The sequence below is a fragment of the Vibrio sp. V39_P1S14PM300 genome (genome assembly GCF_009904765.1).
In the GTDB taxonomy this organism is placed as follows: Bacteria; Pseudomonadota; Gammaproteobacteria; order Enterobacterales; family Vibrionaceae; genus Vibrio; species Vibrio proteolyticus.
This window is the reverse complement of sequence record NZ_WXWP01000036.1, coordinates 1-14,444: the sequence shown is the minus strand read 5'-3', so window position 1 is coordinate 14,444 and position 14,444 is coordinate 1. Positions and strand designations below refer to the sequence as shown.

General features: G+C 53.4%; 13 protein-coding genes. 5 read left to right on the top strand and 8 right to left on the bottom strand.

What is annotated here, in order from left to right:
- The first annotated feature begins 21 nt into the window (after positions 1-21).
- From bufB to CAG65_RS02025, 3 genes are read left to right on the top strand one after another with little or no spacing between them, the layout of a single operon-like run.
- Complete coding sequence (gene bufB / locus CAG65_RS02035; protein WP_161451834.1) at positions 22-897, top strand: MNIO family bufferin maturase; 876 nt, start codon at positions 22-24, stop codon at positions 895-897.
- Entirely contained in the window at positions 894-1,679 is a 786-nt protein-coding gene (locus CAG65_RS02030) for an HvfC/BufC family peptide modification chaperone (RefSeq protein ID WP_161451832.1), read from the top strand. The genes bufB and CAG65_RS02030 overlap by 4 nt, the downstream gene beginning before the upstream one ends.
- The gene (locus CAG65_RS02025; protein WP_161451830.1) at positions 1,672-2,127 is read left to right on the top strand and encodes a DoxX family protein; all 456 of its coding nucleotides are present in this window, start codon (positions 1,672-1,674) and stop codon (positions 2,125-2,127) included. The genes CAG65_RS02030 and CAG65_RS02025 overlap by 8 nt, the downstream gene beginning before the upstream one ends.
- Here CAG65_RS02025 and CAG65_RS02020 read toward each other — a convergent pair.
- Together CAG65_RS02020 and prlC are read right to left on the bottom strand one after the other, a co-directional pair.
- Positions 2,124-2,348 (bottom strand): hypothetical protein, encoded by a 225-nt coding sequence (locus CAG65_RS02020; RefSeq protein ID WP_021707424.1) that lies wholly within the window; start codon positions 2,346-2,348, stop codon positions 2,124-2,126. The genes CAG65_RS02025 and CAG65_RS02020 overlap by 4 nt on opposite strands.
- Positions 2,349-2,464: 116 nt before the next feature.
- Complete coding sequence (gene prlC, locus CAG65_RS02015) at positions 2,465-4,507, bottom strand: oligopeptidase A (RefSeq protein WP_161451828.1); 2,043 nt, start codon at positions 4,505-4,507, stop codon at positions 2,465-2,467.
- Between the two features lie 166 nt (positions 4,508-4,673).
- On the opposite strand from prlC, the gene CAG65_RS02010 reads away from it, so the two are divergent.
- Both CAG65_RS02010 and gorA read left to right on the top strand, forming a co-directional pair.
- Entirely contained in the window at positions 4,674-5,513 is an 840-nt protein-coding gene (locus tag CAG65_RS02010) for a 23S rRNA (adenine(2030)-N(6))-methyltransferase RlmJ (RefSeq protein WP_161451826.1), read from the top strand.
- A gap of 137 nt (positions 5,514-5,650) precedes the next feature.
- Positions 5,651-7,006 (top strand): glutathione-disulfide reductase, encoded by a 1,356-nt coding sequence (gene gorA / locus CAG65_RS02005; protein ID WP_161451824.1) that lies wholly within the window; start codon positions 5,651-5,653, stop codon positions 7,004-7,006.
- Positions 7,007-7,068: 62 nt separating this feature from the next.
- Here the strand turns inward: gorA and CAG65_RS02000 are convergent, their stop codons facing one another.
- The 6 genes from CAG65_RS02000 to CAG65_RS01975 all read right to left on the bottom strand — a co-directional run bounded on the left by CAG65_RS02000 (position 7,069) and on the right by CAG65_RS01975 (position 14,216).
- Positions 7,069-7,605 carry a hypothetical protein gene (locus CAG65_RS02000; protein ID WP_021707428.1) on the bottom strand — a complete coding sequence of 179 codons (537 nt, stop codon included), beginning with the start codon at positions 7,603-7,605 and terminating at the stop codon, positions 7,069-7,071.
- A 119-nt stretch (positions 7,606-7,724) separates the two neighbouring features.
- Positions 7,725-8,642 carry an SPOR domain-containing protein gene (locus CAG65_RS01995; RefSeq protein WP_237668720.1) on the bottom strand — a complete coding sequence of 306 codons (918 nt, stop codon included), beginning with the start codon at positions 8,640-8,642 and terminating at the stop codon, positions 7,725-7,727.
- 145 nt (positions 8,643-8,787) lie between these two features.
- On the bottom strand, positions 8,788-9,726 hold the full coding sequence (locus CAG65_RS01990) for an ABC transporter permease (protein ID WP_021707430.1): 939 nt from the start codon (positions 9,724-9,726) through the stop codon (positions 8,788-8,790).
- Between the two features lie 2 nt (positions 9,727-9,728).
- Positions 9,729-10,706, bottom strand: coding sequence for an ABC transporter permease (locus tag CAG65_RS01985; RefSeq protein WP_021707431.1), 978 nt, complete (start codon positions 10,704-10,706; stop codon positions 9,729-9,731).
- Between the two features lie 154 nt (positions 10,707-10,860).
- A complete protein-coding gene (locus CAG65_RS01980) occupies positions 10,861-12,414 on the bottom strand; it encodes an ABC transporter substrate-binding protein (RefSeq protein ID WP_021707432.1) in 1,554 nt (517 codons plus the stop codon).
- An 86-nt stretch (positions 12,415-12,500) separates the two neighbouring features.
- Positions 12,501-14,216, bottom strand: coding sequence for a dipeptide ABC transporter ATP-binding protein (locus CAG65_RS01975; protein WP_161451820.1), 1,716 nt, complete (start codon positions 14,214-14,216; stop codon positions 12,501-12,503).
- Between the last annotated feature and the right edge of the window lie 228 nt (positions 14,217-14,444).

Sequence of the window (14,444 nt, the reverse complement as noted above, 5' to 3'; positions counted from 1 at the left end):
CCAATTCGTGAGACAACCTTTATGCCATCCACCAGCCACAACATCACGACGCCCTTTCATCCTCTGAGCGGGGTCGGGTTGCGGGCGCCTCATCTGAATTACTTCTGCGCTCAGACTCCACCACTCAGCTGGTTGGAGATCCACAGCGAAAACTACTTTCAGCCCTTCTCCCCCCAGAGACAGCAATTGCGTCAATTGGCCCGGGACTACCACATCAGCTGTCACGGCATCGGCCTGTCACTCGGCAGCGCCGAACGGGTCAGTCGCCCGCACTTGGTCCGGCTCAAAGCGCTGGTGGATGAGATCCATCCCATCTTAATTTCTGACCACCTGAGCTGGAGTCAGCACGGCGGTCATTACTTTAATGATTTGCTGCCCTTGCCCTACACTGAAGAAGCATTGACAGTTTTTTGCCGCAACGTCAGCGAAGTCCAGGAATACCTGGGCCGGCCAATGCTGATTGAAAATCCCTCCAGTTACCTGACATTTCAGCACTCAACCATCAGTGAATGGGAATTTTTACGTGCTGTCCAGGCCCGTACCGATTGCCGTCTGCTGCTGGATCTGAACAATGTGCATGTGTCGGCGTTTAATCACCGCTTCGACTGCCAGACCTACCTAAATGCCCTGCCGGCAGAGGCCGTCGATGAAATTCATCTGGCTGGCTACACCGTCAAAACCCTCGAGCAGGGCGATATTTGGATCGATACACACAGCCGGCCAGTGAGTGATGCCGTCTGGCAGCTGTATGACGCCTGGTTACAACAACACGGCCCACGTCGAACGCTGATTGAGTGGGATAGCGACATTCCAGAACCCGCCGTTTTGCTCACCGAAGCAGCCAAAGCCAGCCAGCGGTTAAACGCGGCCGACCCCAAGATGAGGTGTTCATCATGACGCTGGCTGAGTTGCAACACCAGTTTGCTAATGCGCTGTGTTATCACGCTGACGGCGAGCAATGCGGCATAAACAGCGATCACTTTAGCGCCGAGCAGAGACTGCAAATCTACCGCAATCATTTTGTGGTGAGTCTCGGCGAGGTGCTCAGTGCAACCTATCCGCTGCTGGAGCAAGTGCTGGGGGAAGCGTGCTTTGCCCAGATAGCCCGTCACCATGTGTTGCATCACCCCCTCAACGAAGGCGATGTCACTCATTATGGCGCCGGACTGGCGGAAACCGTTGGGCAGTTTACCGAGGTGCTCAAAGCGGCGCCCTACGCAGTTGCACTGGCTGAATTTGAATGGCAGATCGATCGGGCGCGTCAGGCGCAGGCCGAACAGCGACCCGCTACGTGCCAGCCAATGGAAAAACTGGCCGAAGTGCCAGCCGAACAATACACGGCGCTGTGTCTGCACCTCAGACCCGGCGTGTTGTGCCTCGCCAGTGACTACGCTGTGTTTGATTTATGGCATGCCATCCACCAGCAGCACTTTGATGATCTGGATTTGTCCCAACCGCAAGTTGGTGTGATTGCCGCTCACGCCGATGGTCGCCTGCAACTGCAATCGCTGTCTGATACGGCCTATCAGTTGATGTTTCATGTGAAACATCAACACGCACTGGGCGCGATTCCACCGGCACTGCTGAGCGGGCTGAATGATTTAATGCAACACGACTGGTTGTGCGGCTTCTCACTGCAACACAACAGTGAACGTACACAAGGAGATACACATGTGTAAGGCGATCAAACACAGGCTCAGCGGTTACGATGCGCAGGTACGCCGCTTACAGAGTATCGGCATTCCGGTGCTCTTATTGCTGTGTCGGGCATGGGTGGGCTGGGTGTTTTTCAATTCCGGGCTGGTTAAAATCGCCTCGTGGGACAGCACCTTATACCTGTTTGAGTTTGAATATCAGGTGCCGCTGCTGCCGTGGCAGTGGGCCGCCTATCTTGGCACCGCATCGGAGCTGATACTGCCGCTGTTTGTTGTCCTGGGGCTACTGACACGGCCGATGGCCACCTTGTTGTTCGCCTTCAATATTGTGGCCGTGGTGTCCTACCCGCTATTGTGGGAAAAAGGGTATTATGACCATCAGTTGTGGGGCTTGATGCTACTCATAGTTATGCTGTGGGGCGCCGGCCCGCTGTCGCTGGATAGATTGCTGCGCCAACAACTGCAAAATTAGTCACTGCTATCGCCCGATAAATCGTCTTTGACCGAATTGACGGCGTCACGCGAAGCATGCCCGATGGCTTTGGTGGTATCTCGGGTAGCATGACCAATCGCCGTCGTGGCATCCCGGGTGGCATGACCAACCGTGCGGCCAGCTTCTTTCAGTTCGGCACATCCTGTCACGCCGAGGAGGATTCCAGTGGTCAACCATAACGCTTGGGTAAATTTCGACATAAGCACTCCTTTTATCATGCCACTCAATATATCACTGACGTAACGAATAAACCCACCCGTCGCGGGTGGGTTTATCGTTTTATTTACTCAATTTTCACCGGCGGCAGACACCGCGCTCAGGCGGCGATACCACTGTGGCGCAGCAGCGCATCGATTTGCGGCTCACGGCCTCGGAAGCGTTTGAACAGTTCCATCGGCTCTTCGCTGCCGCCCATTTCCAGAATATTGTTCAGGAAACTCTGGCCGGTCTGCGGGTTAAAAATGCCCTCTTCTTCAAAACGGGAAAAAGCATCAGCAGACAACACTTCTGCCCACAGATAGCTGTAGTAACCGGCGCTGTAACCACCAGCAAAAATGTGGCTGAAGCTGTGCGAAAACCGGTTCCATTCCAGGCTTGGCAGGACAGCCACTTTGGCTTTCACTTCGGCCAGCGTTTCCAGCACTCGTGGACCAATCTCCGGATCGTACTCGGTGTGCAAGGTGAAATCGAACAGCCCAAACTCCAACTGACGCAGAATGAACATCGCCGACTGGAAGTTCTTGGCCGCCAGCATTTTTTCCAGCATCGCTTTCGGCAGAGGTTCGCCGGTTTCGTAATGTCCGGAAATAAACGCCAGTGCATCTTCTTCCCAGCACCAGTTTTCCAGAAACTGACTCGGCAGCTCCACCGCATCCCAAGGTACCCCATTGATGCCCGACACCGCGCCCGTTTCCACCTGGGTCAGCATGTGGTGGATCCCGTGACCAAATTCATGGAACAGGGTCACGACTTCATCATGGGTAAACAGCGCCGGCTTATCGCCGACCGGGCGGTTAAAGTTACACGTCAGGTAAGCCACTGGCGTCTGCAGCTCGCCCTGGGCATTGATGCGACGCACGCGGCATTCGTCCATCCAGGCACCACCACGCTTGTGCTCACGCGCGTACAGGTCGAGATAGAAGCTGCCGCGCAACTGGCCATTCGCGTCGAGAATATCGAAAAAGCGCACCGACTCGTGCCAGGTTTCCACCCCCTGACGTTCTTGCACTGACATGCCAAAGACCCGTTTCAATACTTCAAACAGCCCGCTGACCACTTTGGCTTCCGGGAAATATGGACGCAGCTCCTCGTCGGAGATCTGGAACAGGTGTTGTTTGTGTTTTTCACTGTAGTAAGCAATATCCCACAGGTTCAGTTCATCCACACCGAACTCTGCGTTGGCGAACTGGTGTAATTCGTCCACTTCACGCTCACCCTGCGTTTTGGCTCGGCCGGCCAGATCATTGAGAAAGCCCAACACCTGCTCGGGTGTTTCCGCCATTTTGGTGGCCAGAGATTTCTCGCTGTAGCTGTGAAAGCCAAGCATACGCGCAACTTCGTGACGCAGTTTCAACTGCTCGCTGATGATGTCGCTGTTATCCCATTTCCCGGCATTCGGGCCACGGTCTGAGGCGCGGGTCACGTACGCTTCGTACAACTCCTGACGCAGCGCCTGATTGTCACAGTAAGTCATCACCGGCAGATAAGACGGGATATCGAGCGTCAGCAGGTAACCGTCCAGCTCTTTGGCCTGTGCCGCGGCTTTCGCTGCTGCCAGCGCCGATTCCGGCATGCCGGCCAGTTGCTCGACATCGGTCACCTGCTTCGTCCAGCCCATGGTCGCATCGAGTACATGATTGGAAAACTGCGAACTCAGCTCCGACATGCGCTTGCTGATTTCACCGTAGCGATGCTGCTCCGCCGCTGGTAGACCTATGCCGGACAGTTCAAAATCACGCAACGCATCATTAATGGTTTTCTGTTGAGCGCGGCTTAAGGAAGCAAAAGCCTCACTGGCTTTGATGCCCTTATACGCTTCAAATAGCCCTTTATGCTGCCCCACCCAAGTGCCGTACTCGGACAGTAAAGGCAGACAACTTTCGTACGCCTCGCGCAGCTCCTCACTGTTGACCACAGAGTTCATGTGACTGACCGGCGACCAGATGCGACTGAGGCGATCATCCACTTCCTCGATCGGCGCGACGATGCTGTCCCAGCTTGGCGCCTGGTCACTTTCCAGCACGGCTTCTATCTTGGCGCGGCAGTCGGCAATCGCCTGCTCGACCGCAGGTTTGACATGTTCCGGCTTAATCGCCGAAAACGGCGGTAAGTCGGTAAAGGTGAGAAGCGGGTTCGACATAAATCATTCCTTTTGCTGCAAAAGTGCCCGAAGCGGCACGCTTAATAATCTTGAGGTATTAAATAGTAAATATAGGTAGGTTCAGCAATTTTCAATAGTGGCGTATAATCGAGCATATACGTTTATTGTTGCACGACACCGATTGGGGTCGTTTCGAGAGTCTGATTTGTTAAGTTATCGCCACAGTTTCCACGCCGGCAACCACGCTGACGTAGTGAAACACATTGTTCAGAGCCTGATCCTCAACGCGCTCAAGCAGAAAGAGAAACCCTTTGTTTACCACGATACCCATTCTGGGGTCGGCCGTTACGATCTGACCCATGAGTGGGCAGAGAAAACCGGCGAGTACAAGCAAGGTATCGCGCGCGTCTGGCAGCAGCAAGACATTCCGCAGGAAATTCAAAGCTATCTGAATGCAATTAGACAACTTAACAACGGCGACACGCTACGCTACTACCCAGGCTCACCGCGCGTTGCCCGGGCTCATCTGCGCACGCACGACCGTATGGTGCTGACTGAACTGCACCCAAGCGACTACCCGCTGCTGGAGCAGGAATTTCACCGTGATCGTCAGGTCAGCATTTACAAAGAAGACGGCTTTTCCCGCCTCAAAGCCAGCCTGCCACCGAAGGAAAGACGTGGCCTGGTGCTGATTGATCCGCCGTACGAACTGGCACGCGAATATCGCGATGTGGTCCAGGCGATCTACCACAGCTACAAACGCTGGGCGACGGGCATCTACGCCATCTGGTACCCGGTGGTGAATCGCTGTGATATCGAGGACATGATTGAAGGCCTGCAAGGACTCGGCATTCGCAAAATCTTACAAATTGAACTGGGGGTGGCACCCGACACCAACGAGCATGGTATGACCGCTTCTGGCATGATAGTGATCAATCCACCATGGAAGCTGGAAAGCCAGATGAACGAGATTTTGCCTTTCCTTAAAGCAGCAATTGCGCCGGCGACCGGTCATTATAAAGTCGAGTGGATTGTGCCGGAGTAACTCCGGCGTACGACGAATTTATACGGGTGGATTGAGTTCAGCCGATCTGCCCTCATCTAAAGATTAACCATAAATTTGGTTCCCCACCCCAGGGACTCGGGCAAGGAAACCAGGGACAACACCATTTGGAGAAAGTCATGGCGACTCATTTTGATTATATCTGTATCGGCGGCGGTAGCGGCGGTATCGCATCCGCCAACCGCGCGGCAATGTACGGTGCCAAAGTCGCACTCATCGAAGCACAAGATCTGGGCGGTACCTGTGTCAACGTCGGCTGTGTGCCAAAGAAAGTGATGTGGCACGGTGCGCAAATCGCAGAAGCGATGAACCTGTACGCCGAAGATTACGGTTTTGACGTGGATGTGAAAGGCTTCGACTGGAGCAAACTGGTTGAGAGTCGTCAGGCGTATATTGGCCGTATCCACCAATCTTACGACCGCGTATTGGGCAACAACAAAGTCAATGTCATCAAAGGCTTTGCTAAGTTTGTTGACGAGAAAACCGTTGAAGTGAACGGCGAACACTACACCGCGGATCATATCCTGATCGCCGTCGGCGGTCGTCCAACGATCCCTGACATTCCGGGAGCTGAACACGGCATCGATTCCAACGGTTTCTTCGATCTGGCAGAACAGCCCAAACGCGTCGCCGTGGTTGGCGCGGGTTACATCGCGGTTGAAATCGCCGGTGTACTGCACGCACTCGGCACTGAAACGCATTTATTTGTGCGTAAAGAGTCACCACTGCGCAGCTTTGACCCAATGATCATTGAGACGTTGGTTGAAGTGATGGATGCGGAAGGTCCGAAACTGCACACCCACTCGGTACCAAAAGAGATCGTCAAAGAAGCCGACGGCAGCCTGACTCTGCATCTGGAAAATGGTGAAAGTCAAAACGTCGACCAGCTGATCTGGGCGATCGGCCGTCATCCGGCCACAGACGCGATCAACCTGGCCTCGACTGGTGTGGCTACCAACGACAAAGGCTATATCAAAGTCGACGAATACCAGGAAACCAACGTTGCTGGCATATACTGTGTTGGCGACATCATGGAAGGTGGTATCGAGCTCACTCCGGTGGCAGTGAAAGCTGGTCGTCAACTGTCTGAGCGTCTGTTCAACAACAAGCCAAACGCGAAAATGGACTACGACCTGGTCCCAACCGTGGTCTTCAGCCACCCACCAATCGGCACCATCGGTCTGACTGAACCAGAAGCCATCGCCAAATTCGGTGCAGACAACGTGAAAGTCTACACCTCAGGTTTCACCGCGATGTACACCGCAGTCACCAAGCACCGTCAACCGTGCAAGATGAAACTGGTGTGTGCGGGCGACGATGAGAAAGTGGTTGGTCTGCACGGCATTGGCTTCACGGTCGATGAGATGATCCAAGGCTTTGGCGTGGCGATGAAGATGGGCGCAACCAAAGCCGACTTCGATTCGGTTGTGGCGATCCACCCTACCGGCAGCGAAGAATTCGTGACGATGCGCTGAGCACCAGTCACAACGAAAAAAGGCCGCAAATGCGGCCTTTTTTATGCGTGCGTGAAACGCGATTATGACTTCATCGATTTGATCAGCCCATCCAGCTCTTTCAGCAGTTTGCTGGTGTCGGGATCAACTTTATTCATCGCCGCCACCAGTTTCTTCTGCAGCTGTTGATTGACTTGCTGCACGTCTGGGTTCGCCAAAAACTGTGTCCGTTTGTCCGCTTGTTGCTGTTGCTGGGCTTTGAGTTTGGTCAGTATCGACTGGCGCTCACTTTCCGTCAGGCCTTTGTCGGCCAGTTTCGTCCGGGCACTTTGCAGCGCCTGCTCAAAGCCTTGCGGATCATACCCGACTTCTTTGGCTTTCTTCTCCAGAGTGGCATTGGCTTTTTCCGTGGCATTCACCAGTTCAGGGTCCTGCTCATACGCTTTCTGTTTAATGGTCGCCAGCTCCTGCTGGATTTCCCCGACCCGCTGACTGATCTGCTGGCTCTGTGCGATCGCCTGTTGCAGATTGGCTTTGGTATCTTGAGTCTCACCCTGTGCCATCACGGGAGATGCTGCGACCGCAGCGGACAATGTCAGCAAAGTTAGCAATTTTTTCATAGGGCACCTTTAGATGTTGTGGTCGAATGGTGTGCGTTGCCATTCCACTCTAAGAGGTGTGACCATTATTTAGTCAAACTGCCGTCATAAATTGTTAACGGGCGGTCAAACCCCACCTGCTACTTTACGCACATCACATTTAACAGTGAGGAGCCGCTAAGTTGATTGACCTTGCCACTGGTAAACAGCCCTTTGCGTTCAGCCCCCCAGTACGGCAGGTGGATCGGCCACTGTTTTTTCTCCATCACTTTAGTATCAAGCAAGGTCTGCCACTGCGTTTCTCCCGGCAGGCGCATGCCGATCTTGCGGCAGGTTTGCAGCGCACGCTCGTAGCTGAGCCGATTCCACGGTAAACCGTGTTCCATGTAAAACTGTTCATCACTGAACATCAGATACGGCACGCTGTAGGTGGTACCGGCAATTTGAGTTTGCAACCGGATACTGATCTCATTTTTACTGCTGGCTTTGCTGGCCGGGGCCGGTTTGGCAGCAGGGGCGGGTTTGTTCGCCACCGGTTTCGCGGCCTGCGCTGGCTTAGCCGCGGCAACCCGGGTCACCGGCTTGGATTTTACACTCGGCGGATTGGCGGACACGGCTTTGACCGGTGCCCCTTTCGCCACTTCGCGGATAAAAGCTTCCTGGTAACCCGGCACACGCTTCACTGCCGCCAGTTCACGCTTGGCCTGAGCGAAGTCCTCATACGGACCAATCAGACACCGAAAGCCTTGCTTCTCCGGCTTCCCCCACACATCTACCGAAAGGTGTTGATACAGGCGAGCGGCCGTCGCCAGCGGCATGGGTTTGGTCAGCATGCCGCACTGAATCCAGAAACTGGACTGCTGGGCACGCGGCGTCTGATTGCCCCATAACCCTTTGCCGATCGGACAAGACTTGTCCAGTACCGGCAATTCATTGGTGGAGGCTTGCGTGGCACCACAGAGAAACTCCTCGCTCTGCGCCGCCGATAATGGGGCCGACAATGTCAGCGCCACCAAGCCGAGCAGTGAGGAACGGCGAACTTTAGACATCTTTGCCATGCTCATATCCATACGCGTTGTATACCTTTTTTCGTGACTTTTTCAGGACGACTCTCAATGTATGAAACCGAATGCAAAAAAAGAGCCGTAATCACTTACGGCTCTTAGTTTAGGGAGATAATTGATTTAAAATCAATCGATGTCATCAACCTTTATAGATTTTCGGGTTGAATACGTCACGCAACCAGTCGCCCAGCAGGTTGATCACCAACACCAGAGTCACCAGAACGATGCCAGGGAAGACAGTGATCCACCACGAACCAGAGAAGATGTAGTTAAAACCAATACTGATCAGCGAGCCAAGCGACGGTTGGTCGACAGGCAGCCCCAGCCCGAGGAACGACAGAGCCGCTTCCGACATAATGGCGTTCGCCACCTGCACCGTCGAAATCACCAGGATAGGCGACAAACAGTTCGGCAGGATGTGACGGAACATGATGCGCATCGATTTAAAGCCCATCACGCGCGCCGCTTCAACATACTCTTTCTTCTTTTCCGCCAGAACTGACGCACGTATGGTTCGTGCGTATTGCGGCCACTCCGCCACACCGATGATCACCACCAGCATCAAGACGGCGTATTCGCTGTAAAATTCGCTGCCAAAGCTGGCTTTGAAAATGGCCGAGACAATGATCGCCACCATCATGGTCGAGAACGACAGCTGCACATCGGCAAAACGCATCAGGAAGCTGTCGATCCGGCCACCGAAATAGCCCGCTGACAGACCAATCACGATCCCCAGCAACAATTGCAGGCCAACCGCCAGGAAACCTATCGTCAGCGACAGGCGTGAACCGTACAAAATGGTCGACAGAATATCGCGCCCCTGGTTGTCCGTTCCCAGAGCAAAACGGGCATCACCGTCTGCCATCCAGGATGGCGGCAGCTCTGAGTCCATAATGTCAATCGCGGCCAGGTCGTACGGATCGCTCGGTGACACCAAAGGGGCCACCAGCGACAAACACAGAATCACCATAAAAATGGCAAAGCTGAACATGGCAACTTTGTCGCGCAGGAAATAGTAAAGAAAATCGGATTTTTTGAAACGCTCCCAACGAGAAGGAGCCGCAGTAACAGTTTGCATGATTATGCTCCTTTTCCGGTCAGATTCACGGTCGGGTTGATCAGACCGTACATCAAGTCAACGATGGTGTTGGTCACCACAAAAATCAGGCCGACGAAAATGACGTACGCGGTGATCAGCGGTGTATCTACCCGGTTGATGGCTTCAAGGAAAAGGAAACCGGTCCCCGGCCACTGGAACACAGTTTCGGTCAGGATGGTGTAGGCCACCATCGTACCGATTTGCACCCCACCGACGGTCAGAACCGGCAGCATGGTGTTTTTCAGCGCGTGCTGATAGTAGATTTTGTTCAGCGCCAGACCTTTCGCTTTGGCGAATTTGATGTACTCCGAGCTCAGTACTTCCAGCATTTCAGAGCGAACCAGACGGATAAACAGCGGCAGCATGATCGACGCCAGAGAGACACACGGCAGAATCAGGTGCGCCAGCCCGTCAAGCGTAAAATAACCGGACTCCCAGCCCAACCAGTTCGCGGTCTCGCCGCGGCCAAAGGACGGCAGCCAGCCCAGCTCTATCGAGAAAATGTACATCAGCATGATCGCGGTCAGGAACACCGGGATCGAAATACCAATACTACTGAACGCCATCACCACTTTGGTGAAAAAACTTTTGGGGTGAATGGCGGAATAAACGCCGAGCGGTATCGAGAGCACGATGATGATCACCGTGGCGCCAAACACCAGTTCAAGCGTGGCAACCAATTTATCGAGGATCACGTCCACCGCAGGACGTTTGAAGAAATATGACGTACCCAAATCGCCTTGCAGCGCATTGGTCACAAAACGAGTGTATTTAGTCACGAAGGGATCATTCAGGCCCAACTCATCACGCAGTGCCTGACGTTCTGCTTCAGAAACCGACTGACCGACAAGCTCACGCAATGGGTCACCCAGGTTATCCTGAATGGCAAACGCCACCAAACTGATCACAAACATCACTATCAGTGCCTGAAACAGGCGCTTGACCAGAAACGAAAACATTCCTTGCCCCTTTCTATCCTTGAACTTCTGCCGAATCCGGGCAGAAGAGAGAAATTCAGCCTCAAAAATGGCACTTAACCCGACTGAAACAAAGCTAAGCACCAAAAGTTACTCAAAGGCATCCGCCTAAGCGGACGCCTTTGCGGGACTGGGGTTATTTGACCACCAGATCACCAAAGTAAGGGAAGTTCATTGCGTTGACGATCGGCTTGATATCGACGTTAGATTTCGCGCCCCACGCCAGGTTTTGCCAGTGCAGTGGTACAAACGCCGCATCGTTGTACAAGGTGGCTTCAACCGTTTGCAGCATCTTGGCACGTTTCGCCGGATCGGTTTCCACGTTCGCCGCTTCCACCAGCTTGTCGACTTCTGGGTTTGAGTAGTGACCGCAGTTGTACTGACCTTTACCGGTTTCTTCGTTACGGGTCATGGTCAGGAACTCAGAGAAGTTGGCTGAATCTTCGGTATCAGAGTGCCAACCAATCATCAGCATGTCCGCCGCACACTTATCAAACTCTGGCCAGTACTGAGCTTTCGGCATGGTCTTCAGATCCACTTTGATGCCGATTTTTGACAGCATCGCTGCGACCGCTTGGGCCACTTTCGCGTCATTCACGTAGCGGTTGTTCGGTGCGATCATGGTCAGCGTGAAGCCTTTCTCATAACCCGCTTCTTTCATCAGTGCTTTGGCTTTGTTCAGATCGTAGCGAGGCACCAGAGCGGAATCGTAACCGGCATAACCCGAAGGCCCTTGCTGGCCTGCAGCGGTGGCGAAGCCCTTCATGATTTTCTTCACGATGCCTTCATTGTTGATTGCATTCACGATGGCCTGACGCACACGCACGTCTTTCAGAGCTTCGTTGCTGCTCTGATTCATCTGGAAAGTGATGATACGGGTACCCGGCAGTGTCACCAGATCGACCCCTTTGGCTTCTTCCACCCGTTTGTGATCGTTCGGTGCCACTGGCGCGATCATGTCAACGTCGCCTGACAGCAAAGCAGCCACACGCGTCGCGTCTTCTTTGATTGGCACCAGCGTCAGGTGGTCAACGTTGCCTTGCGTGTCTTTGTCCCAGTAGTCTTTAAAACGTTCAAACTCTACTTTTACGCCCTGTTCACGTGCCGTCACGATAAACGGCCCCGTGCCAGAAACGTGGGTAGACGCGTAAGAGTTGCCGTGTTTCACCAGCTCCGCTTTGTCTTTACCATCGTCGGTCTTACCTGAGTAGAACTTGCTGTCCATTGGGAAAATGTAGGTCGCCGTTTGCAGTACCAACGGGTAAGCGCCTTTCGACACCAGGTCAACCGTGTAGTCGTCGACTTTGACCATTTTCTCATACGGTTCAAAGATCGCTTTGAAATCCGGTGAGTTTTTCAGACGGTCAAACGTCCAAACCACATCATCCGCTGTCAGTTCGTTACCTGAATGGAACTTCACGCCTTTGCGCAGTTGGAAACGGAAAGTCGTGTCGTTGATACGCTCCCACTTCTCAGCCAGACGCGCTTCAAAGTCCAGATCTTGTGTGTAACGAACTAGCGGATCGAACACCATGTGAGACATTTGCAGTGTACCGCCAGACAGTTGCTCATGTGGATCCAGTGATACCGGGTCTGCGTCGTAAGCGACGGTAATGTCGGCGGCGGCGGCGCTAAAGCTCAGCCCTGCTGCCATCAAAGCCACTGCCAGTTTGCTTTTCATGGTTTTCATTGCATAACTCCTTATGCGGGAATCCAATCCCTAGTTGTTGTATTTGCTTCTGTTTCTAAGACCAAGCTCGCTTGGACATTATTGGCTTACGCCGTTTTTACTTCTTCTCTCAAGCCTGTGAATTCAGGCATTAAAGAAATCAGTTGCTTACTGTATTCATGCTGCGGGTTCTGGAACAGTTGCTCCGTCGGCGCGACTTCCAGCAAGGTTCCCATCTGCATGACGCCCACCCGGTCGCACATCTGGCGAATCACCGGTAAATCGTGACTGATGAACAGCATGGTCAGGTTCAGCTCATCTTGGAGATCTTTCAGCAGGTTCAGGATCTGCGCCTGCACGGACACATCCAGTGCCGAAGTTGGTTCATCACAAATCAGCAAACGTGGACGGGTCGCCAACGCACGCGCAATCGAAATACGCTGTCGCTGACCGCCGGAGAATTCATGCGGATACTTCACCCCGGCCATGCGTCCCAGACCAACATGATCCAACAGATCATTGACGATCTGGCGCGTCTCGGCTTCACTGTTGGTCAGTTTGTGGAAACGGATCGGCTCGGCGATGATGTCGAAAATTTTCATCCGTGGGTTCATCGAGGTGTACGGGTTCTGGAACACCATCTGCATCTGACGGCGCAGCGGACGTCGTTCGTTTTCCGACTTAAGCCCGGTCAGATCGATGCCCTCAAACGTCACTTTGCCTGAATTTGGCTGATACAACCCCGAGATCACGCGCGCAATGGTCGATTTGCCCGATCCGGATTCTCCCACCAGGCCGAAGGTTTCCCCTTCGAACACTTCAAAACTGACGTCATTGGACGCCTGAACATACTCGCGGCGACTTTCAAACAAGGAATCCTTGGTGACAAAACGCAGGTTAACGTGTTCGACATTCAGCAATGGGCCGGTGTACTGGCGCTCATCCTGACTCTGTCCCAGCCAGTGGTTTTTGATGTCCAGCGGCTCCATTTCGGTCGCTTCTTCGATGTAGCTGACCAAAGGAAAACGGTCGAGTTTTTTGTCCGAGCGCGGAACCGCGGAAATCAGGCTGCGGGTATAGGCGTGATCCGGATCGCCAAGCACTTTGGCGGTCGGGCCAAATTCAACCAGATCGCCACGGTACATTACCGCAACCCGATCGGTCACGTTAGAGACCACCCCCATATCGTGGGTCACCAGCATACAGCCGACATTGTTCTTGATGCACAGATCACGGATCAGGCTGAGGATTTGGTCCTGGATCGATACGTCCAGAGCCGTCGTTGGTTCATCGGCAATGATCAGATCGGGCTCACCCGCCAAGGCGATCGCAATCACCACCCGCTGACGCATGCCGCCGGAGAATTGGTGAGGATACTGCTTGAGGCGGTTTTCCGGCTGCGGAATACCGACCTGATTCATCAGTGACAATGCGCGCTGATACGCTTCGTCATCACTGACTTTCATGTTGGCGTGAATGGTTTCTTTCAGTTGTTGTTCGACCGTGAACAACGGATTGAGCGACGTCATCGGATCCTGAAAGATAAATCCGATTTTAGAACCGCGCACTTTACGCATCGCTTCTGGTGACAGGCCCGATACCTTTTCGCCATCGAGAAACACCTCACCGCTGGCGATCAGGCCCGGCGGGCTGAGCAAATCACTCACCGCATTACCCACGGTCGATTTCCCTGCCCCCGACTCACCGACCACACCTACGATTTCGCCACGTTCAATATTGAACGATAACGCTTTCACGGCCACATGCACTCCGTGGCGCGACGGGTACTCGATACGAAGATTTTTAACTTCTAAAAGTGACATTACCAGACCTCTACTGCTTCGGCAGTTTTCTGCCCTGTCTGAAAAATTGAATCCATTCCTGCCAGTATAAAATGCTGGCAATTTACAAGCTCATCAATGTGGCAAAAATTTTACACAAAAGCAACAAACAGAGTATAAAAAATCGAAAGCGGTTAAATTAAAAGCAATTAAGCCATATAAAAATGCAGCTTGTATGCATATCATCTTGCCAGCCAAGGTGCTGTAGCA